This window comes from Pseudaeromonas sp. HNCC25DJ182 (genome assembly GCF_055413365.1).
Window position 1 is genome coordinate 366,702 of the sequence record NZ_JBVAYG010000001.1, and the last position, 21,613, is coordinate 388,314.

General features: G+C 56.4%; 20 protein-coding genes. 11 read left to right on the forward strand and 9 right to left on the reverse strand.

The features are described from left to right. Position 1 precedes the first annotated feature (1 nt). From ACZYUB_RS01600 to ACZYUB_RS01620, 5 genes are all read left to right on the forward strand, one after another. Positions 2-1,036: a PilW family protein gene (locus ACZYUB_RS01600; RefSeq protein ID WP_463944977.1), complete on the forward strand. Its 1,035-nt coding sequence runs from the start codon at positions 2-4 to the stop codon at positions 1,034-1,036. A 10-nt stretch (positions 1,037-1,046) separates the two neighbouring features. After that, the gene (locus tag ACZYUB_RS01605; RefSeq protein WP_463944978.1) at positions 1,047-1,556 is read left to right on the forward strand and encodes a pilus assembly PilX family protein; all 510 of its coding nucleotides are present in this window, start codon (positions 1,047-1,049) and stop codon (positions 1,554-1,556) included. 1,190 nt (positions 1,557-2,746) lie between these two features. Beyond that, positions 2,747-4,870 (forward strand): pilus assembly protein, encoded by a 2,124-nt coding sequence (locus tag ACZYUB_RS01610; protein WP_463944980.1) that lies wholly within the window; start codon positions 2,747-2,749, stop codon positions 4,868-4,870. 97 nt (positions 4,871-4,967) lie between these two features. Next, positions 4,968-5,387: a type IV pilin protein gene (locus tag ACZYUB_RS01615; protein ID WP_463944981.1), complete on the forward strand. Its 420-nt coding sequence runs from the start codon at positions 4,968-4,970 to the stop codon at positions 5,385-5,387. Between the two features lie 391 nt (positions 5,388-5,778). Beyond that, entirely contained in the window at positions 5,779-6,927 is a 1,149-nt protein-coding gene (locus tag ACZYUB_RS01620) for a type III PLP-dependent enzyme (protein ID WP_463944983.1), read from the forward strand. A 95-nt stretch (positions 6,928-7,022) separates the two neighbouring features. Here ACZYUB_RS01620 and ACZYUB_RS01625 read toward each other — a convergent pair whose 3' ends face one another. From ACZYUB_RS01625 to ACZYUB_RS01640, 4 genes are all read right to left on the reverse strand, one after another. Beyond that, positions 7,023-7,319, reverse strand: a complete 297-nt coding sequence (locus ACZYUB_RS01625) for a DUF1294 domain-containing protein (RefSeq protein WP_463944985.1) — start codon at positions 7,317-7,319, stop codon at positions 7,023-7,025. A 121-nt stretch (positions 7,320-7,440) separates the two neighbouring features. Continuing rightward, positions 7,441-8,568, reverse strand: coding sequence for a 1-acyl-sn-glycerol-3-phosphate acyltransferase (locus ACZYUB_RS01630; protein ID WP_463945071.1), 1,128 nt, complete (start codon positions 8,566-8,568; stop codon positions 7,441-7,443). A gap of 142 nt (positions 8,569-8,710) precedes the next feature. Then, a complete protein-coding gene (locus ACZYUB_RS01635; RefSeq protein ID WP_463944986.1) occupies positions 8,711-9,304 on the reverse strand; it encodes a LysE family translocator in 594 nt (197 codons plus the stop codon). Positions 9,305-9,412: 108 nt separating this feature from the next. Next, positions 9,413-10,033 carry a LysE family translocator gene (locus ACZYUB_RS01640; protein WP_463944987.1) on the reverse strand — a complete coding sequence of 207 codons (621 nt, stop codon included), beginning with the start codon at positions 10,031-10,033 and terminating at the stop codon, positions 9,413-9,415. A gap of 148 nt (positions 10,034-10,181) precedes the next feature. On the opposite strand from ACZYUB_RS01640, the gene ACZYUB_RS01645 reads away from it, so the two are divergent. From ACZYUB_RS01645 to ACZYUB_RS01660, 4 genes are all read left to right on the forward strand, one after another. Then, positions 10,182-11,567, forward strand: a complete 1,386-nt coding sequence (locus tag ACZYUB_RS01645) for an aminotransferase-like domain-containing protein (RefSeq protein WP_463944989.1) — start codon at positions 10,182-10,184, stop codon at positions 11,565-11,567. A 19-nt stretch (positions 11,568-11,586) separates the two neighbouring features. Then, complete coding sequence (locus ACZYUB_RS01650) at positions 11,587-11,826, forward strand: YheU family protein (protein ID WP_463944991.1); 240 nt, start codon at positions 11,587-11,589, stop codon at positions 11,824-11,826. Positions 11,827-12,266: 440 nt separating this feature from the next. Beyond that, on the forward strand, positions 12,267-12,905 hold the full coding sequence (gene crp, locus ACZYUB_RS01655) for a cAMP-activated global transcriptional regulator CRP (protein ID WP_463944993.1): 639 nt from the start codon (positions 12,267-12,269) through the stop codon (positions 12,903-12,905). Positions 12,906-13,113: 208 nt separating this feature from the next. Further along, positions 13,114-14,091 (forward strand): LysR family transcriptional regulator, encoded by a 978-nt coding sequence (locus ACZYUB_RS01660; RefSeq protein ID WP_463944995.1) that lies wholly within the window; start codon positions 13,114-13,116, stop codon positions 14,089-14,091. 16 nt (positions 14,092-14,107) lie between these two features. On the opposite strand, the gene ACZYUB_RS01665 is transcribed toward ACZYUB_RS01660, so the two are convergent. Together ACZYUB_RS01665 and ACZYUB_RS01670 are read right to left on the reverse strand one after the other, a co-directional pair. Next, positions 14,108-14,788: an HAD family hydrolase gene (locus ACZYUB_RS01665; RefSeq protein WP_463944997.1), complete on the reverse strand. Its 681-nt coding sequence runs from the start codon at positions 14,786-14,788 to the stop codon at positions 14,108-14,110. Positions 14,789-14,915: 127 nt separating this feature from the next. Continuing rightward, on the reverse strand, positions 14,916-15,776 hold the full coding sequence (locus ACZYUB_RS01670; RefSeq protein ID WP_463944999.1) for an NAD(P)-dependent oxidoreductase: 861 nt from the start codon (positions 15,774-15,776) through the stop codon (positions 14,916-14,918). 135 nt (positions 15,777-15,911) lie between these two features. Between ACZYUB_RS01670 and ACZYUB_RS01675 the strand changes: the two genes are divergently transcribed. Further along, complete coding sequence (locus ACZYUB_RS01675) at positions 15,912-17,267, forward strand: aminotransferase-like domain-containing protein (RefSeq protein ID WP_463945001.1); 1,356 nt, start codon at positions 15,912-15,914, stop codon at positions 17,265-17,267. 140 nt (positions 17,268-17,407) lie between these two features. Here the strand turns inward: ACZYUB_RS01675 and ACZYUB_RS01680 are convergent, their stop codons facing one another. The 3 genes from ACZYUB_RS01680 to ACZYUB_RS01690 all read right to left on the reverse strand — a co-directional run bounded on the left by ACZYUB_RS01680 (position 17,408) and on the right by ACZYUB_RS01690 (position 20,614). Next, positions 17,408-18,616 carry an aspartate aminotransferase family protein gene (locus tag ACZYUB_RS01680; RefSeq protein ID WP_463945003.1) on the reverse strand — a complete coding sequence of 403 codons (1,209 nt, stop codon included), beginning with the start codon at positions 18,614-18,616 and terminating at the stop codon, positions 17,408-17,410. Positions 18,617-18,880: 264 nt separating this feature from the next. After that, the gene (gene pyrC, locus ACZYUB_RS01685) at positions 18,881-19,921 is read right to left on the reverse strand and encodes a dihydroorotase (protein WP_463945004.1); all 1,041 of its coding nucleotides are present in this window, start codon (positions 19,919-19,921) and stop codon (positions 18,881-18,883) included. A 108-nt stretch (positions 19,922-20,029) separates the two neighbouring features. Further along, complete coding sequence (locus ACZYUB_RS01690; protein WP_463945006.1) at positions 20,030-20,614, reverse strand: anthranilate synthase component II; 585 nt, start codon at positions 20,612-20,614, stop codon at positions 20,030-20,032. A 221-nt stretch (positions 20,615-20,835) separates the two neighbouring features. Between ACZYUB_RS01690 and ACZYUB_RS01695 the strand changes: the two genes are divergently transcribed. Then, entirely contained in the window at positions 20,836-21,567 is a 732-nt protein-coding gene (locus tag ACZYUB_RS01695) for a MarC family NAAT transporter (RefSeq protein ID WP_463945007.1), read from the forward strand. Positions 21,568-21,613: the final 46 nt, after the last annotated feature.

Consider the following 21,613-nt stretch of genomic DNA (forward strand, 5'->3'; position numbering starts at 1 on the left):
CATGATAAAGCGAATGCGACAGCAGGGCTTCGGGCTGGTTGAAGTGATGGTTGCCATCACGTTGGGCCTGTTACTCACAGCTGCGGTGTTACAACTGTTTGTCAGCAATAACACCACGTACCGGACCACCAACTCAGTCGGTGTGGTGCAAGACAACGCCCGTTTTGCCCAGGATCTATTGAGCAAAGAGTTGCGCATGACCGGTTACCGCGGTTGTTTGAGCAAACAAAATGTTGCCGTCACCAATACGCTGAACAATGCCACCACCCTGACCTACAATTTCGGCGCCGGATTGCGTGGCTACAACAATCTGACCGCCACTCTCCCGACAGAATTATCGACTCACTTGACCGGAGATCCCAAACCATTAGCAGGCACCGATCTGTTGTTGATTCAGGGGCCTGGTAACATTCCGGTGCCGATTGTGGCCAACAACAATGCCGCCCAACTGTTTGCCGCCCCCGCAGCCATGACGCTACTAAAAGATGGCGATATCGCTCTGGTCACCGATTGCAGCAAGGCTCGTATCTTTCAAATCACCGGGCTGACAGCCGCCGGAGGCAAGGTGAACGTGGTGCACAGCAATGCGGGCACCTACGTACCGGGCAATTCCATCTCGTCTTGGGATCCGAACAATAAAAACGAGGTTTTTGGCACCAACGCCGAACTGATGAGTTATCAAACCAGTACCTATTATCTGGCAACTAATAGTGCCACTGGGCAGCCAGCCCTCTATCGCAAGCTCAACGGTGCCTTGGCGACGCCCTTGCTGGACTATGTCTTTGATTTGCAGATCCTCTACGGTGTGGACACCAACGGGGATCGTCAGACAGATAGTTACCAAACTGCCAATAACGTCAGCAATTGGAGCAACGTTCTGACCCTCAAGCTGCAATTACTCCTCGGTAGCGAGGAAACCGGCATAGTGGGCAAGAAACAAACCTTCACCTTCAATGGCGCTACCTTCTCGGCTGCCGATACCCGCTGGTATATGCCAACCACTATTACCGCCGTATTGCGCAATCGGTTGAACTAGGAGCTGCACGATGAACCTATATTCCTCTGCTCGAGCGCAACAGGGCATGGTGTTAGTCATCTGCCTCATCATGTTGCTACTGCTGACGTTAAGCGGTCTAGCCGCCATGCAGGGTAGTACCCTGCAAGAGAAAATGGCCGGCAATAGTCGCGATAGTGAGCAAGCGTTTCTGGCCGCCGAGGCTGCGTTGCGGGGGGGAGAGGCGTTTATGGCCAGCGCATCGGGTGCCAGTGCCACATTTGACACTACAGGAACCGCGGGTTTGTATGATGTCGCCACATCGGGTGTGCCCGTCGACTGGCAAGCGGCCGCCACCAATTGGCGCAATAGCGCCGCTCTGAGCGGCGTGGCGACCACGCCCAAATATCTGGTCGAGCGGCTTCCGGAGGTCACCAATAAAGGCTTGAGTCTGGAAGCCGATCAGCCACTCAACACCATGATCATCTACCGAATCACGGCCAGTGCCGTCGGGCAGACCACGACCAGTCGAGCAGTACTGCAATCGACTTTTCGACGCTAATGCATAGGGAGACGGCCACCATGTCACACATCAATAGCCACTCGAATTATATTAACCTGTTTGCTGTTACCCTATTCATAGTGATCAGCTATTCAGCAGCGGCGGATACCATCGCCAATAAACCTTTATATCTGGAAAATGATAATGCTATCGAACCCAATATCATGTTTACCATCGATGATTCCGGGTCTATGTCTGATACATATTTAAGCGCTGACAATAAAGAACCATCCGACTGGCAATATTATGCGTCTGCCTATAACAAACTCTATTACGATCCTGCAGTTCACTATTTACCATGGATAAACGCTGATGGCAGTGAAAAAGAAAATGCCACACCAGAATGCAATGCAACCTCATACATTAAAAAAGAAATAATTAAGGGAAAAGTGGTTTACACCACCTATTACACCAACAATAGAGATGACTACGACTGCTTTTATTATGACAAGGATGGCAACTTCAATCCCATTTACGATCAGGTTGATAAATATATTGGCAGCTCGGATCGGGATGATTGCTCATCTTCAACCAATTGTACATTCGCCCAGGAAAGTCAAAATTTTGCGAATTGGAAGCTCTATTACAGCACTCGGATGAATGCCGCTAAAGCAGGCATCGGCAGGGCTTTTTATGAATTAAATGATAAAGTGCGAGTTGGTTATGGTCAGATTAATTCATCAAGTCGAGTCGTTGATGGCAGCAAAACGACAACACTACGCAGCGGCGTCCGGAAATATACATCGACCGTCAAATCAAGTTTTTTTGATTGGCTATACAATATTCCTAAAACCAGTAGTGGCACGCCACTGCGACGAGCTATGGATGATGTAGGCATCTATTACTCTCGGGCTAACGGACAATATAGCCCCTGGGCTGATAACCCCGGCGATACGAATTATGGTGGTTTTAAAACCTGCCGTCAGAGTTACCATATTCTGATGACAGATGGTTATTGGAAAGATGCGGCAGCAACTATTGCCACGGGAAATCAGGATGGCATAGATGGAGAACTGATCACTAACGATCTTGGTGGAACAAAAATTAAATATGAAGCAAAAGCACCTTATTCAGACACCAGCAGTAATACATTAGCCGATGTCGCAGCATATTACTGGAAAAACGACTTACAGAGTGGAATTAATAATAAGGTTCCCCCATCCAGCAGTGATCCGGCCTATTGGCAACATATGGTCAATTTTACCGTCAGCTTTGGTGTTGAGGGTACTCTGACCCCCACCAGTGACACGCTAAAGAAGATCACCGCCGGCACTCTATCCTGGCCCTCCATCACAGCGGCCGAAGAAAGTAAGGAACTACCGAAAAAAGTCGATGACTTATGGCATGCAGCCGTCAATAGCCGAGGTGGTTTTTATAGTGCGACGAACCCCAAACAATTTGTTGCTGCCTTGACCGACGCCTTCGCCCAAGTACAAGCCCGCACCGGATCTTCCAGCGCCATGGTCAGCAATACGGCACGGCTCGGTACCAGCAGCCGCATCTATCAAGCCAGTTTCAGCTCCGGCGACTGGAGCGGCGAGCTGACCGCCTATCCCCTCAGCAGCAGTGACGGCAGTTTGGGCACAGCAGTCTGGCAAGCCTCGAAAAAACTACCGGCCGCCAGTGCTCGCAACATTTATACCCGCACCACCAGTCCGGCCAAAACCGTGCTGTTTAGTTGGGATAAGCTCGACTCGAGCCAACAAGCGGCCCTGAACAAAAATGCAGCAGGAACTACGGATAGTAATGGCGAGTTGCGCCTTGCCTGGGTGCGCGGCGATCAAAGCAAAGAGCTGAACCAGCCCAATGGCCTGTTCCGGACCCGTACCAACTTGCTGGGGGATATTGTCAACTCCAGCCCGGCGATGGTCAGCAATCAGGATTATGGGGTCGGCGATGCCAGCTTCGTCACCAGCAAAGCCGACCGACCTCCGATGCTCTATGTCGGTGCCAATGACGGCATGTTACATGCTTTCAAAGAGGCCGATGGCGTCGAACAGTTTGCCTATATCCCGGCCGAAACGGTCAGCAAGCTGAACAAGCTGACCGATAAAGAGTACGCCAAGAGCCATCAGTATCTGGTCGATGGCAGTCCGAAAGTTGGCGATGCCAAGCTTAATGGTCAATGGAAAACCGTGCTGCTGGGATCAACAGGGGCCGGTGGTAAATCCGTCTTTGCATTAGATGTGACCGACCCAACCCAATTTGGTACCAGTAGCGTGTTGTGGGAGTTCACCAGCGCCGATATGGGCTATACCATTCCGCAGCCGACCATGGGCCAGCTGGCCGATAATAGCTGGGTAGCGCTGATACCCAATGGCTATGACAGCGCGGAGCAGGAGGGCAAGCTGGTGGTGCTGGATCTGAAAGATGGCTCGCCAGTTAACGTACTACAGACCAATGCCAGCCTCAGCGGCAAGCTCAATGGTCTGAGCACGCCAGTACCCGTGGATCTGGATGGTGACCGCAAGACCGATCTGCTGTATGCCGGCGATCTGCTGGGTAACCTCTGGCGTTTCGATGTCCGCTCCAGCGACAGCACGAATTGGTCGACGCGACTCATCTATACCGCTTGTGTCGATGCCACTTGTTCCACAAGCAACCGGCAGCCGATTACCGCACGCCCCATGGTCATTGCCCATCCCAACGGTGGTGTCATGGTGCTGTTTGCTACCGGCAGCTATTTCACCAACGAGGATCGCAGCTCATTACAGCTGCAAGCCCTGTACGGCGTTTGGGATAAGCTGGAGGCCAGCCCGACACTGATCGCCAAGAGTGATCTGGTGCAGCAGAGCATACTGGCCGAAGTCTCCGCCACCAGCACCCGGATAATCTCGAATAATGAGGTCAATTACGGCAGCAAGCGAGGTTGGTATCTAAATCTGCTATCCCCCGGGCTAAGCACCGGGGTGGGTGAGCGGGTCATTACCGATATTCAACTTCGGGAGGACCAGTTGGTGGTCACCAGTATGCTGCCCTCCACCGATCCCTGCGACTATGGTGGAAAATCCTGGCTACTGGAGCTGGCCCCATTGACCGGTTCACGCCTGAGCTATCCGGTATTTGATATCAACAATGACGGAAAAATCGATAGCAATGATAACCAGACCGTGACCATAGATGGCAAGTCAGTGACCCTGCCGGCCAGCGGCAAGGGTTTTGATGAAATCCTGACCAAATCGGCCTTTGTCGAAAAAATAGATGGCACCACGGAAATCAAATATGCCAGCGGCTCTTCCGGGAGCATCAAGCAAACGCTGGAAATCATCAGCCCGAACGCCAAGGGACGTCAATCCTGGCGGCAATTACGCTAACGGTTGAGCATTCAGTTCTGGTGCCCGTCGCCTGGCTTCGTCGTAGCCGGGACCGAGGCACCAGACCTCTTAAGATCCACCCGACAAGGAGCAGTACATGTTGGTTGCGCACACACGATCTCGCGGTGTTACGCTGGTTGAATTGATGATTGCCATTGCCGTGGTCGCCATTCTGGCGGCGGTGGGCTATCCGTCGTATATGGAACACGTCAAATCCACACGCCGCGGTGAAGCCAAAGCAGCCCTGCTGGAGCTGGCGCAGTTCATGGAGCGCAAGTTCAGCGCCGATGGCTGTTACAAGTGTGGCAGCGAAACCGTCACCCTACCCATTACTCAGGCCCCGCGGGACGGGGGCAGTGCCTACTACAACCTGAGTCTGGCCAGCTCGCCCGCGATCAGCGCCACCACCTTCACGCTGCAGGCCGTACCGACCGGCGTCATGAGTGGTGACAGTTGCGGTACCTATACTCTCGATCAGACTGGCACCCACAGCCCCACCAGCACCGCCTGCTGGTAGCCGATGCCATGCGAATCAGCGAGCTTCTTGAGCCGGCACTTGCTGGCTTTTTTTATCTTTTTGAGCAAATTTATTCATCAAGTCCACTTTGCGACAATATTCTTGTGATGGGGGCAATTTTGGACTGATCGACAAGCTTTAATGCTCATTTTGTCGATGATGTTAGATTTTTAAGCCAATACACCACAGATCCACTCGCTGTTAATGCTCCAGAAGCAGCAAAAAAACCTGCTCAACGGCTGAGGGATTAGCCACAACTATTGCATAGTCAGGCAGATGCCCGATAATGCGCGCGTTTACGCATCAACTAGTAGATCGTCGCTCCGGCCTCTCGTTGCCGGAGGTTAACTTGGTTCAGGGCCATGGCCCTTTTGTGAGGTGTTTGCATAAGATGAACAGCCAATTCGTTCCGGGAATTGATTACCGCGGCCTGGTCGCCCAATATGGTTCTCCCCTGCTGATCCTGGATCAGGCAGCTATTCGCCGTCAGTATCGGGCGTTAGCCGATGCACTGCCGGGCGTGACGTTGCACTATGCGTTAAAACCCCTGCCCCATATGGGCGTAGTGGATGTCCTGAAAGCCGAAGGCGCCAGCTTTGACCTTGCCACCAATGGCGAAGTCGACCTGATGCGCGAGGCCGGGATAAACCCGAACGAATGTATTCATACCCATCCCATCAAGCGCGACTCCGATATTCGCTACGCGCTGGATTATGGCTGCAACATCTTTGTTTTTGATAACCCGGTCGAGCTGCAGAAGTTCGTCGCTTACAAGCAACAAGCCCGCTTGTTGTTGCGCGTCAGCTTCCCGAATCCGGAAACCAAGGTCGACTTGTCCAAGAAATTCGGCTGCACACCCGAGATGGTATTGCCACTGCTGCAACAGGCCAAAGATCTGGGTATCGACGTCATCGGGCTGTCATTCCATGTCGGCTCTCAGGTGCCAAACGCCAAGCGTCACGTGGAGGCCATCGAGGCGTGCAATGAGCTGTTGCGCCAGGCCGAGGCTCAGGATCTGGCTCTGCAAGTGCTGGATATCGGCGGCGGCTTCCCGGTGGATTACGCCGGTGGCGAGCTGGACATCGATGCCTTCTGCGCACCGATCCGCAGCGCCCTGGCCAAGACCCCGGATGGCATCCGCCTGCTCGCTGAACCGGGCCGTTTCATCTCGGCTCCGGCCATGACCTCGATCTCCAGCGTCATGGGGAAGGCCGAACGCTTTGGCCGCACCTGGTACTATCTGGATGATGGCCTCTACGGTAGCTACAGCGGTCAGCTGTTTGACCACGTCTTCTACCCGAAGAGTACGCCGTACGCCAAGGGTGAGCGTCATCCTGCCGTTCTGGCGGGTCCGACCTGCGACAGTGTGGATGTCATCGCCGAAGAGATCATGCTGCCGGAGCTGGAGCTGGGTGAGCTGGTGATTGGCAAGATGATGGGTGCTTACACCTGGGCCTCTGCCACCGAGTTCAACTTCTTCCGCCGCACCTCCATTCTGGTGATGGATAGCGACGCGGCCGCCCTCAAAGCCGTCGCCTAAGCAACGCACGAGGCATACACTGTAAAAGCAACGCGCGTGGCAAAAGCCGCAGGCGACAAAAAAGCGAACCCGAGGGTTCGCTTTTTTATTGTTCGTCAGAGCAGCCAGAGCCAAGCAACCAGCAGATGCAGCGCCATGATACTCCATAGCACCAGTCGATAACTCAGCTTGCGACTCTTGTGCCGTAGCCAGTGTTGTGCGAGCAGAGTTCCTGGCCAGCCACCCAGCAATTCGCACAGGTGTAACACGCGCTCAGGGAGCCGCCACTCGCCCTGTCGCGCCCTATGTTTGTCGAGCGCCATCAGGCCAAATGTCAGCAGGCTCATCAGCCCATAGCTAGCCCCCAGAAGCCAGCCCCAGGGCATATCGACGAACGGTACTACGGGTAACATCGGTCATCTCCTTAATCCGTAATAACCACCATGGAGATTGGATTCTGAAAACCAGAAGGCAACAGAGGGAAGCCATGGCTTCCCTCTGTTGATGATTCAGGGCAATAAACCGGGAGCAGCCTCAGGCATCCACCATCTCGGCGACACACTCGGCGCGATTCTCGACCGGTTTGGCGTACATGGCACGGGCCGTGGCACGCAACTCTTCCGGCATCGCCTGCAAGCGCGCTTCAAAGCGCTGACGCTCTTCCGGCGACACACCATCCGATTGCCCGGCCGCCAGCAAGTTGCTGGGGAACAAGCGATACTGACCATGGATCGCCAGATCAATTGCAGCCGCCAATTCTTCCGGCGTGTCATAGTCGCCGGTCAGCGGTTTACCCAGGCTGACGTGGACCCGCCCCTTATGACCGACAATGCCTGCCACTATGCTATCGATATCTTCGAACTCGCCCTTTTCGTAGCTGCCGCTCTGGGCTCGTTCTACCAGCTCACGCGCTTTGGCTTCATCACCGGGATCAAATTCATAAGAGATAGCGACCGGCACTATATTCAGTTGCTGCATATAGGTCGCAAACGGCAATTTCTGCTGCTTACCTGCCATATAGAACATCTTGAGGATGGCCGGATCCGTCTTGTCATCCCCATCCTTGGCGCGCCCCTCTTTCTGGGCAATCCAGATGGAATGGCCATCGGCCAGGGAGTGGGCAATATAGGCGGAGAGTTCAGTGAAGGCCTTCATCATCTCCCGCGGTCCCTTGACCGAACGCTTGACGATGAAACTCTTGTTCAGACGCATCAGTTCGGTGGCGCAGGGTTTGCGCAACAGGTTATCGCCAATGGCAATCCGCACCGTTTCCAGGCCGCACTTATACAGGCCCCAGTTGACGAAGGCCGGATCCATCGCAATATCTCTATGGTTGGAGATAAACAGATACCCCTTCCCCGACTCCAGCTGTTCCAGCCCGGAATAAGTGACGCCATCGGTCGTTCCGGCAATCATCTGCTCCATAAAATGGGCGACTTCCATCTGCACATCACGCACTGTCTTGACGTTGGCCCAGCGGCGTTGCATGGCCAAGCGGATCAGTGGCTTGAGCAGCCACCCAAACCAGCGGGATAGCAGGGGGTAACGGAAGTGGGCAATCGCCGCTAACAGTTCATCATCCGCGATTAAACGGGCCAGAGCGGCAGGCACTTCATCATCATGGTAAGGGCGGATCTCGGCGAACAGATCCGGGTCATGCAGAGGTTGAGTCATCGAATTCGTCTTAGTCAGCAAAAGGCGCAAAATCGGCGCAAATTCTACACGCATTTGCTGTAAACACTAGCTGGGGCGCGGTTAAAACAGCGCCGACCAGCGAGTGAGGGGCCCTGAGGCAACCCCAAATCTACATCCAGACCATCACCACGCAGGCGGCTGTTAACACCCCCATGCATAGATTGAAGCGTTGCCAACCTTGGGCGGTGCGGATCAGACGACGAACCTGAGCTCCGAACAGCACCCAAAATGCACCTGTAATCAGACCCATGGCAAAGAAAGTCGCCAGTACTACTATGGCGGATGGCCAGTAGCTGCTATCCGCCAACGTAAAGCCGCCCACCGCCGACAACGCCATGAACCAGCCCTTGGGATTCAGTAATTGCAAGAATGCGGCCTGATGCCAACCAGGCATCTCCGAGACCTGACGCTCACCGGGCTCACCGGCTCGGGCCAGCTTCCAGGCCAGCCAAAGCAGATAGCCACTGCCGATGATGCGCAACCCCTGATGCAGCATGGGTTGTGAAGCAAACACCACACCCAGCCCCAGTGCCGTGGCCAGCATGATCAGATTCAAGCCACTGACTACAGCCACCAGCGTCGGCATGCTGGCACGAAACCCCAGATTCGCTCCCGCCGCCGTCAGCAACATATTATTCGGTCCCGGGGTGCCGCAAGTGATCAGCGCAAACCCCAACAAAGGCAGAAACCAGGCAAAATCCATCCAAACTCCTCATCATCGAATGCACAGTTCCAGATACAGGCGGCCAACGCGATTGGACCCGGAACCTCATGGCAAAAAAATCAGCGGCAGATTCTCATGTTCGCCGGATTAACGCCAGATCATCACCACACACCCAGCGGTGAGTAATCCCATGACCAGGTTGAAACGTTGCCACGCCCGGGGCGAACGCAACCAACGACCGACTTGCACACCGAATTGGGCCCAGACCAGACAGGTTTTCAGACAGATCAGGCAAAACACGCCAATCAGTAACCCAACCGAGAGCCAGTAATCACTCCCCAGCAGGGTAAAACTGCCAATCGCCGAGATGGACATCAGCCAGGCCTTGGGATTGATAAACTGGAACAGCAATGCCTGATGCACCGCCCAGGGCTGCTGTGTTGCAGATCCTGACGCCAGTGGGCCCTGGTCCTGACTATTTAACGGGGCTGAACGCACAATCAGATAACCGAGCCACAACAGATAACCCGATCCCAGCACCCGCAACACCGTTTGCCCTAGCGGCCATTGTTGGAACAAAGCCCCCAGCCCCAGCGACACCAACAACAGCATGACGCCCATACCCGCCGAAATACCGATCACATGGGGCAAGGTTCGACGAAATCCAAACCGAGCGCCCGATGCCGTCAATAGCACATTATTCGGACCCGGTGTAATACAAGTAACCCAAGCGAATCCAGCTAGGGGTAATAACCACTCTAACGCCATAACAGCCTCTCTTTGACGTAAAGAAAATGCATCCGGATGCCAACATTGTATCGATACAAAATAGAGGGAAGTTCACATTTGTGCTGTTTTACGGCACAAACCCACGGTATTATGATGACAATTCAGGATCAACGGATTTATTGTCACCATGACAATCTGGACGCCTCACCTCAGTGGCCGCGGGCCGCTTTACCGTCAGTTGCTGGAAGCCATCCGCGATGACATCGCCAGTGGCACACTGCCGAGTGGCCAGCGGCTACCGACTCACCGCGCCCTGGCGGATCGTCTGGGTGTCACTGTCGGTACCGTCACTCGCGCCTATAGCGAGGCAGAACACTTGGGGCTGCTGCAGGGCCGAGTCGGATCCGGTACCTATGTCCGCGATCTGCAATCCAACCAGGCTCGCGCCTGGCATATCCGGCAACCCAATCCGGAGCGAATCGAGCTGTGGCAAAACCTGCCGGTCGCCCTGGATCGTACCGAACCCTTTATGCACACCATGCAAGTCCTGATGCAGGAGCCAGGGCAAATCAATGCCCTGATGGAATATGACAGCGCCGAGGGCGGCTGCAGTCAGCGGCAACGAGCCTGCGACTGGCTCACCACCCATGGCATAACGGCCGATCCCGAGCGGCTGTTATTTAATTACGGCGCGCAAAATGGCCTGCTGCTCAGCTTGATGACGCTCGGCCTGTGCGGTGAAAGCCTGCTGTGTGAGGGTCTGACCTACCCGGGGCTCAATACCCTGGCGCATCCCCTGCATTTGCAACTCAAAGGGCTGGCGATGGATGCCGAGGGACTACTCCCCGATGCGTTGGAGAGAGCCTGTCAAAGCGGACATTATCGGGCACTGTACCTGATCCCCACCTTGCAGAATCCGACCACCGCCATCATGAGTGTCGAACGCCGACATGCCATTCTGGCCATCTGCGAACGCTATCAACTCTGGGTCATCGAGGATGATGTCCATGGTCTGCTACCCGAACACCGCCCTCCGGCCATGGTCAATCTGGCACCGGAGCGCGTCATCTATCTGGGTAGTTTCTCCAAAGGCACTAGTGCCGGCCTGCGCATTGGCTACATGCTGGTGCCTGCAGCGCTGAAAGCGGCGGCCAGTCAGGCGATCCGCGGAGCCAGCTGGATGGTCAGCCCACTTCTGGTCGAGCTGGCTTGCCGCTGGATGGAAGGGGGCGAAGCGGATAGGCTCCTGCTGCAGCAACGCCAGCAACTGGCACAGCGTGCCCAACTGTTACGGCACCATCTGGGGCGCTTCAACTTGCACTATCAGGACGGTAGTATGCACGCTTGGCTGGAGTTGCCAGCCCACTGGCGCTCGGCAGCCTTGATTCAGGCCGCAGAGGCCGCCGGGATTGGTCTCGCCGGAGCTGAACTGTTTGCCGCTGGCCACTTTCCATCGCCGCAGGCCGTGCGCCTGTCCATCAGCCACCCTCTGGATAATCAGGCCCTGGATCAAGCGCTCACTACCTTGTGTCAGCTCCTGGAAAGTCCGGGGCCAACCCAACATTTTATGTAATGTCACCCACGAGGTTCCCATGCTGATCCCCTGGCAAGAGCTAGACGCAGAGACGCTGAATAACCTGATTGAGCACTTTGTGCTGCGAGAAGGTACCGACTATGGCGCAGAAGAGATCCCGCTGGCCGACAAGGTGGCCCATGTGCGGCAACACTTGCAGCAAGGTGAGGCGGTGATTGTATTTAGCGAGTTGCATGAAACCGTCAATATCATGCCTCGGCATGAACTGCAGGCCCGCTCCTCGCAGGATGAGGACTGAATGCCCCGACAGCCGGTTGATAAACAACCGGAGGTCACCCGCCACCGCGAGCCCCGGATCCTGCCTTTTTTACCGCGGTAGACCATGACCTGAACTTTGACCAATCATGCCAGTGATCAGGATCACAACCTCATAGTACAACTGGCGCAGAGCTCCGCAGACCCTTTTGGTTTCCTTACCGCCATGGGTATGATGCTTGCCATACCTCAGGCTGAACAACTATCCAGCCTTAGCGTAATAGCTCTATCCGGAGTCGAGGTATCAACATCGACTCCAGCCTCCGGGTGAATCAATCCGGAGACACGGCTCACGTCTTAAAACCCCTGGCTGAAGCAAGGTATCTTGCCATTTGGGGCTCGTGCCCCGTATGCTAGGTCATCGATTCTAAGGATAAGACCCAGGACTCTGGTCACTGGGTAGTGTAATCAAGAGGACTCACAATGGTTATTGGCAAGCCGCAAACTGACCCGACTCAGGAATGGTTCCTGTCTCATTGCCACATTCACAAATATCCCGCCAAGAGCACCCTGATCCATGCCGGTGAGAAAGCTGAAACCCTCTACTTCATCGTCAAGGGTTCGGTCGCCGTGCTGATCAAGGACGAAGAAGGGAAGGAAATGATCCTCTCCTATCTGAACCAGGGCGATTTCATCGGCGAGCTGGGACTGTTTGATGACAGTGAAAATCCGACTCGTACCGCATGGGTGCGCGCCAAGAGCCCTTGTGAAGTGGCCGAAATCTCGTACAAGAAATTCCGCCAACTGATCCAGGTCAACCCGGAAATTCTGATCCGTCTTTCCTCGCAAATGGCGCGTCGCCTGCAGACCACCAGCGAGAAGGTCGGCAATCTGGCCTTCTTGGACGTCACCGGCCGCATCGCCCAGACGTTGCTGAATCTGGCCCACCAGCCGGATGCCATGACCCATCCGGATGGTATGCAGATCAAGATCACCCGTCAGGAAATCGGCCAGATCGTCGGTTGCTCCCGCGAAACCGTGGGGCGGATCCTGAAGATGCTGGAAGATCAGAACCTGATCTCTGCCCATGGCAAGACCATAGTGGTATTCGGCACCCGCTGATCACCCAGTCCAGCTCGACAAAGCCCGCAGCCTGCGGGCTTTGTTTTTTTCCCTGCACACCCAGCCTCTCCCCTTGGGGCTTGTTGACTCGGCCAGCGAGAGCCTAGACGCTCATACGCGCTGATTATTACCATCCCCAAGCAACTCCTGCTGTTACCAGCACGGGAGATTAACTAGATTAATGAGATACGCCATTAGGATTACTCTCATGAATATCAGTCACTACGATCTCAATCTGTTGGTTTATCTGGATGTGCTGCTGCGCGAACAATCCGTCACCCGAGCCGCCGCCCAACTGGGGCTGACACAGCCGGCCATGAGCAACGGGCTGAAGCGGCTACGGGAGATGTTTCAGGATCCATTGCTGGTACGCACACAAACCGGCATGCAACCCACACCCCGAGCCCGGACCCTGCAGCCGGAGATCCGGCAACTGGTCTTGCAACTGGAGGCTACCTTGTCTCCAGTCCATGCTTTCGCTCCGGAACAGAGCCAACGTCGCTTCCGGATCATGGCCAGTGACTACGCGGCATCCACCTTGCTACCGACCCTGCTACGGCAACTGGGGGACCAGGCTCCCGGCATCACTCTGGATATCATGACGCCCAGCGATGTGACTTTTCATGAACTGGAGGAGGGGCGTGTCGATCTGGCATTGAACATATTTGCCGAGCTCCCGGACTCTTTTCATCAGAAACGGATCTGGCGCGATGAGTTCCTCTGCCTGCTGGCAAGCGACCATCCGGCACTCCAGCAGTGGGATCCGACACACTATCTGGCAGCAGAACATGTCTGGGTCAGCAAGACCGGATACGGAGTCGGGGTGGGTATAGGACTCAACGAATTGCAAAAGCTCGGCTGGGTCGATCAGGCGCTGGCGGGCCAAGGGCTGAGCCGGCATATCCGAGTCTTCACCCGGAACTATCATGTGGCCATCGATCTGGCGCTGGAAAGTGGTTTGATCGCCACCATCCCGGCTCGGGCTGCAGCTTTGGCACTCAAGCGGCAACAGGCACAGCTGCGGCAACCGCCACTGCCCATACCGCCTATCGAATTGATGATGGTCTGGAGTCCGCTGCTACATCATGACATGGCCCATATCTGGTTACGCCAAGCCATCATGGAGGCCGGAAACCGCATCATGCCACCCGCTCTCACAGCCACCGCGAATGATGTTGAGCCATGACGGAGCAGCGACAGCGCTAAGGCAATTGGTCGAGTAATGATGATAAGTCATGCAACGTCTGCGATTCACTACTAGGCAATAGCGCCCGGCGACGCAGCCAGCGCGCCTGCAAACCACAGGCCTGGGCACCGTGAAAATCCGGTACCCGGGTATCCCCCACCATCAAGGTGGCGTCATGGGGCGTCGCCAGCCCATCGCACGCCCAGCGGTAAAGCTGCGGGTGCGGTTTGGGATGACCCTGCTCGAATGACCAGGCATAGAGATCCAGCTCGAAAGGCAGCAATTGCTGGAGTGGCAAGGCATAAGGTTGTGCCAGATTCGCGATGACGCCGAGACGATAGCCTCTGGCCTTCAGGGTCGATAGCACCTCGACTACTTCCGGGAACAAACGGATGCTCGCCAGCTCCTGCGCCAGATCTTGCTCCAGCCGACTCAATTCAGCTTCGGAAACCTGAGCTACGGCCCGATACGCCGCCTGACGCAGGGTCAAGGGTTGGGTCATGACCGCCTTGGTAAATAACACCCGATTGGTCACACGACGGGATAGTCGCTGGTAGGGACGTCGCGGGTCGCTGATCTGGCACAGAGTGCCATAGGCATCAAACAACACGGCTCGCACAGGGGTACAGGGCATTTCGACCTCCACATGCCGCAATGGTTGCAGGCCATCGAGCATAGAGCGATCACTCGACTCCACGCAAGTCCTCCCGCTGCTGGATCGAATGAACTGCCTCCCCTGTCACAGATGACAGAGCAGGCAGAGAGTCACCCCGCTCAAACGGTCGAGCCGGATCGAATGGATAAGCCGAATCGAATTGACGAACCTAGTCGAACTGGCGGATAAGCACCGAGGTATCACAACGCCCCAGCCCACGCGCCATCAATGCCTGATACTGGGCATCGACATCCCGGGTCATGGGCAGGGTCAAGCCCAAACGCTCGGCCTCCTGCAAACAAAACCCCAGATCCTTATGCATCCACTCGATGGCAAAACCAAAATCGAACTCGCCGGCCGCCATGGTGGTTGCCCGGTTATCCAGTTGCCAGGATTGCGCTGCCCCGCCGCCTAACACACCGGCCACGGTTTGAATGTCCAGGCCACTAGCCCTGGCCAGGGTAAAACCTTCGGCCAAGCCTTGGAGAATACCGGCAATACAGATCTGGTTAACCATTTTGCAGCGCTGACCGGCACCATGGTGTCCGACCCGGGTGATGCGCTGTCCATAACAACTCAGTACCTCCCGGGCCCGTTCCATATCCGCCTCTTCGCCCCCGATCATGATGCTGAGACTCCCTTTTTGAGCCCCGGCCTGCCCACCGGAAACTGGAGCATCAAGAAAGCGCACGCCCTGCCCGGCACAGCGCAGGGCTAGCTCTTCGGCCAGAAGCGCCGAGGTGGTGGTGTGATCCACCAGCAAGCTCCCGGCCGCCATCCTCGCCAGAACACCTTGCTCGCCATACACCACAGATCGAACATCCTCATCATTCCCGACACAGAGCAGTACTAACTCTGCCGTTGCCGCAGCTTCCGCCGGGGTCAGAGCCAGGCAGCCACCATATTCCGCAACCCAACGTTCTGCCCGAACTGTGGTGCGGTTGTAGACACAGACCTCATGACCCAAGCGTTGCAGATGCCCCGCCATCGGGTATCCCATAACGCCTAAACCGATAAATGCTACTTTCATCGTCGAACTCCCATGGTGGATAGGGGCAGGATGCTCTGCCAGACAGTGACACCACCTTACGGCCCGGCGACAACGGGCTCAAGACAAGTGGCCATCTGTGGCGCACAATATGAGTCATACAAAATAAGGAATTGTATGACCAACTGGTTTCCTGCCGATCTGCTCCATCCCGGTTACGGCCAATTAGCCACCCGACTGCAAGCCGACATCCACACCGGACACTTACGCCCGGGACAACGCTTGCCCCCGATCCGCCAACTAGCACAGCAGCTCGGGATCAATCCCACCACAGTGGCTCGCGCCTACCGTCTTGCCGAGCAGCAGGGATTGGTCCATAGCCGGGTAGGTCAAGGCTCCTTTGTCAGCGGACAGTTGGCGCTGGAGCAGGTGATCCGCAGTCCAGGCCCCGAGATCCCGCTCAATCTGAGCATCATCCAGCCGTTGCTGGCACTGGCTGAGCCCGCCTTGCAACGCATGCTGCCGCTATTGGCCGGACAGCTCAGTGCCCAGCAACTGGGCTATCCAGCCCAGGCGCTGTTGCCCCACCAGCATAATGCCGCTCTGGAGTGGTTACGCTGGTTGGGGATCCCGTTGGCAGATGGACATCACCTCCTGCCAGTACACGGCGCGCAGCAAGGGTTGCAGGCATTATTGCTGGCATTGAGTGAGCCGGGTGAAATCATAGGTGCCGAGAGTCTGTGTTACCCGGGACTGATCGCCCTGTGTCAGGGGCTGGGGCGTCCCCTGCAGGGCTTCGCCATGGATGAACAGGGATTACTCCCCGAGGCGGTAGCTGAGTATTGTGCCCGGATGCCGTTGCGGCTGCTGTTTGTGACCGCCAGTCAACAAAACCCCACCACCGCCATCATGCCATTGCGACGCCGACAGGAGCTGATCGCCGTGGCGCGACGCTATCGCCTGACCCTGATCGACGATGATATTTACGGTTTTACCGTTCGCGGCCAGCTGCCTTCGTTATACCAACTCGCCCCGGATTGCACCCTGTCGCTGACCAGCCTATCCAAGTGTCTGCTGCCCGGTCTGCGCACCGGCTTTCTGTGCCTGCCGCCTGCGGCTGCGGAAGCCGTGCAGCGCGTGATCCGGACCCAGATCTGGATGCCATCGCCATTAGGGATAGAGCTGAGCTGCCAGCTGATCCACAGCGGCGATGCCGAGCAAATTTGCTTAGCCCAATTACAAGAGGCACAGGCACGTCAGCAATTGGCCTATCACCAGCTGGGTAGCCGCTATCAGCACCAACTACGAGGACTGCATGGCTGGCTGCGTCTGCCCCCAGGCGTCAGCGCCGAACACTTCAGCCAGCAAGCCGAGCAGGCCGGCGTACTGGTCTCTTCTGCCAGTTATTTCACCACCCGAGGGCAGGTGACACCTGCCGCCGTACGATTGGGATTAATGGCCACCGCTACGCGGGAAGAACTCAGCCGGGCTTTGGCCATCCTCGCCCAGTTGTTGACGCACCACTCGGCTTAGAATGGCTCCCATCCGGAATAAGCAGCAGCCTAGAACAACCAAGCCGAACCACAAGGTTCGGCTTGGTTGCATTTGCTCTGTCCACCCCAGTCACAGGCTCTGGGGAGAGATGAGTGCAGGGCCGCGGGTCGCGGTCTCAATCAGGCAGCGATCACAGCAGCCACTGCGGCCGCAAAACGTTGCATACCCAGATCGAACTCCTCACGGCTGAGATTCAGTGCCGGCGCAAAGCGCACCACGTTAGCCCCGGCCACCAACACCAGCACGCCCTGCTCGATCCCGGCGTCCACAAACGCCTTGGCCTTGCCCTGATATTCAGGGGCCAATACCGCCCCCAACAACAAACCTTGGCCACGCACCTCGCTAAAGCAGTGATACTGGGCATTGATGACTGCCAGAGCCTCACGGAACCAGCCTTCGCGCTCCTTCACTCCGGCCAGCAGAGCAGGATCATTGATCAGATCGAAGGCGGTCTCGGCCACAGCACAGGCCAACGGGTTGCCCCCGAAGGTGGTGCCGTGTACGCCGGGCTTGAAGACCTGGGCAATCGCCTCGCGAGTCAGCATGGCGCCAATCGGGAATCCGCCACCCAGCGCCTTGGCCGTGGTCAGAATATCGGGCTCGACGCCCAACTGCATATAGGCAAACAAACTGCCGGTACGCCCCATGCCGGTTTGCACTTCATCAAAAATCAACAGGGCCTGATGAGCATCACACAGCTCCCGCACCGCCTTGGCAAAGGCTAGATCGGCGGGCAAGACCCCACCCTCCCCCTGCAGCGGCTCCATGACCACAGCGCAAGTCCGCTCCGAGATCACCGCTTGCAATGCGGCCAAATCGTTATAGGCCACATGCTGGATTTGACCCGGCTTGGGTCCGAAGCCGTCGGAATAGCTGGCTTGGCCACCCACGCTGACGGTGAAGAAGGTCCGGCCGTGAAAGCCCTGGAAGAAGGCGATGATCTGATCCTTCTGTGCCCCATGCTGCTCATGGGCATAGCGGCGGGCCAGCTTGAAGGCTGCTTCGTTGGCTTCGGCGCCTGAATTACAGAAGAAGGCACGATCGGCAAAGGTGGCATCCACCATCTTGCGAGCCAAGCGCAACACAGGCTCGTTAGTCATCCAGTTACTGACATGCCAAAGTTTCTGCCCCTGTTCGGTCAGCGTCTTGACCAGCGCCGGATGACAGTGGCCCAGAGCATTGACCGCAATGCCGCCAGCAAGGTCGATATATTCGCGATCCTGCTGATCCCACAACCGGGAGCCCAGGCCCCGAACCGGGATAAATTGTGCGGGCGCATAGGTCGGCACTACCACCTCATCGAACCAAGCCCGTGTTACCTGTTCCATCTGCTATTCCTTCCTGCCGCCATCTCAATTGTGAGAAAATAATCAGTGTTTTTGCATAATACATCACTTTTTCGGGATTGCATCAGGGGCAGGGTAAAAAATTGCGTAACGCAACCAATTTCCCGCTCTCGCCTTCGCTAACTAGCTGGCATGAGGAGGGACCGGCCCCATAGAAAAAAAGACCGTCAGTGGCATCACCACTAACGGTCTTGCTATGGACGCGAACCAAACGATTAACTGGCAAAAATCCGGTCGAGGATCCGACTAGGCTTGGTTCACCAAACGCCAGTTCAAAGGCTGCCCAGCCCAATAAGGGACCAACACCTGGCCGCCCAACAGATGCAGGCGTTCGGGAACCTGCCAGCTTTCCTTCTTCAGGGTCACAGTGCCCTGGTTGCGGGGTAAGCCATAGAAGTCGGCGCCAAAGTGGCTGGCGAAAGCTTCCAGTTTATCGAGCGCCCCCAGCTGATCGAAGATCTCGGCATACAGCTCGATAGCAGCGGGAGCACTATAGCAACCGGCGCAGCCGCAGGGACTCTCTTTACGCTCCTGCAGGTGGGGCGCAGAGTCGGTACCGAGGAAAAACTTCGGATTACCACTGATAGCGACCTGCTGCAACGCCTCCTGGTGACGGCGACGTTTCAGTACCGGCAGGCAGAAGTTATGTGGACGGATCCCGCCCACCAGCAGATGATTACGGTTCATCAGCAGATGCTGGGGCGTCAGAGTCGCTGCCACCTTGTCGGAGCAAGCCAGCACAAATTCCGCCGCCTGGGCCGTCGTGATATGTTCCAGAACCACCTTGAGTTGTGGAAAACGGCTCACCAGTCCTTGTAAATGACGTTCGATAAACACCCGTTCCCGATCGAAAATATCCACGTTTTCGTCAGTCACCTCACCATGCACCAGCAATGGCATCCCCAGCTCGGCCAAGGTGTCGAATACAGGCTCCAGACGATCCAGGCTGGTCACCGCCAAATCCGAATGGGTCGTAGCCCCAGCCGGATAGAGCTTCACCGCGGTCACGCCGCTGCTATGGGCGGCACGGATCATTTCCGGAGTGGTCGCATCAGTCAGATAGAGAGTCATCAGTGGCGTGAATGAGCTGCCCTCGGGGCGGGCCGCCTCGATACGCTGCCGGTATGCCAAGGCCGCCGCCGCATCCAGCACCGGCGGCACCAGATTCGGCATCACCACGGCACGGGAAAACGCACGCGCCGTAGCCGGAACCGTCTCGTTGAGCATGGCGCCGTCCCGCAGGTGCAGATGCCAATCATCTGGCGTGGTCAATTGTAATTCAGTCATGAGTCCTCCAGCCGGGAACGCCCCATGCGCCCCCGGTTCACTTCAGCATAGCTGCCCAACCTGGCTTGTGAAGAAGATCCTGGCGCGTGATGGAGCTCGCACCATCCTTCAACGCAACGCCACAAAATTGGCCAGCAGTTCCATTCCCTGTTCGCTGAGAATGCTCTCGGGGTGGAATTGCACCCCGACTATGGGGAGTTGGCGATGCCGCACCCCCATGATTTCAGATACCGGATTCCGCTCATCGGGCAGACTCCAGGCTGTCACTTCCAGAATCGGCGGCAAGGTTTCCGCTTCGACAATCAGGGAGTGATAGCGGGTCACCGTCAGCGGATTGCGCAAGCCGCTGAAAAGGCCCTGATCCGAATGCCGGACCTGCGAGGTCTTGCCATGCATGACCCGAGAAGCCCGAATGACACGCCCACCAAACACCTGAGCCAATGCCTGGTGACCCAGACAGACGCCGAGAATGGGCAACTGGCCGGAAAAATGGCGGATCGCATCCATCGAGATGCCCGCATCATCGGGGGTGCAGGGGCCGGGAGAGATCACCAGCCGTTCCGGCGCCAGCGCCGCGATCTCATCCAGGGTAATGGCATCATTGCGCCGGACTACGACCGTCTGCCCCAGCGCGCCGAAATATTGCACCAGGTTGTAGGTAAAGGAATCGTAGTTATCAATCAGCAGTATCATCGGCTGCCACTTCTCCGTACGAAGGATATCGGGCCGCCAGACGACCCCTCTTCAACGGCGTCAGTGTACCTGAAGCACAAGCAGACTCGAACCCCAAGCATAACGGAACACTGAACGGAATATGAATTCAACGACAAAAGCCGGACTCAAGCATTGCACCTCCTTCCGTTACCCCCTATAACTCGGCCATCATCAACATAGTCATCACCAAGAGCCCAACCATGTTCTTTCAGATCGTATTTCTTTCCCTGCTGGCCCTATTGCCCATGGTCAACCCCCCCACCACGGCCACTTTGCTGCTGGGATTGAGCAAAGGCATGTCCCGGGAGCATGTGCGCCGCCAGGTCAACATGGCGGCCGTCTACCTGTTCAGCACCCTATGTATCAGCTTTTTTATCGGCTCCTCGATTCTGGATCTGTTCGGCATCTCGATCCCGGGGCTACGACTCGGTGGCGGCCTCATCATTGGCTTCATCGGCTTTCGCATGTTATTCCCCTCACCGGGAGCCACCCAGAGTGTGGATCCGGATCAGAATATTGCCTTTGTTCCCCTGACCATGCCGAGCCTGTGCGGACCAGGAACCATGGCGCTGGTGATCAGCGGAGCCGCACAAATTGCCGAACTGCCCGCTGAGTATTCCCGGCTGACCATTTACAGCGCCGTAGTGCTGTCGTTTGCACTGATGACGCTGCTGAGTTGGGGAGTGTTGAAGCTGGCCGATCCGGTATGCAAATTACTCGGTGCCACCGGAATCGATGCCATGACACGGATCATGGGCTTTTTGCTGATCTGCATGGGAGCACAATTCTGCATCAACGGTATCAAAGAAGTGGCGCAGGATCCGGTATTCCACGGTGTAGTTCAGCAGCAATCGATCGGTTCACTCGAGGAAAAAGCGCAACGAATGCGAGCGGAGTCATCGTTGTTACAAGACCAAGATCCCCAGCAATAGGCCATCCGCAGCGCAGGCCATGGCGGATGTCGCGCCCGTGCTCTGA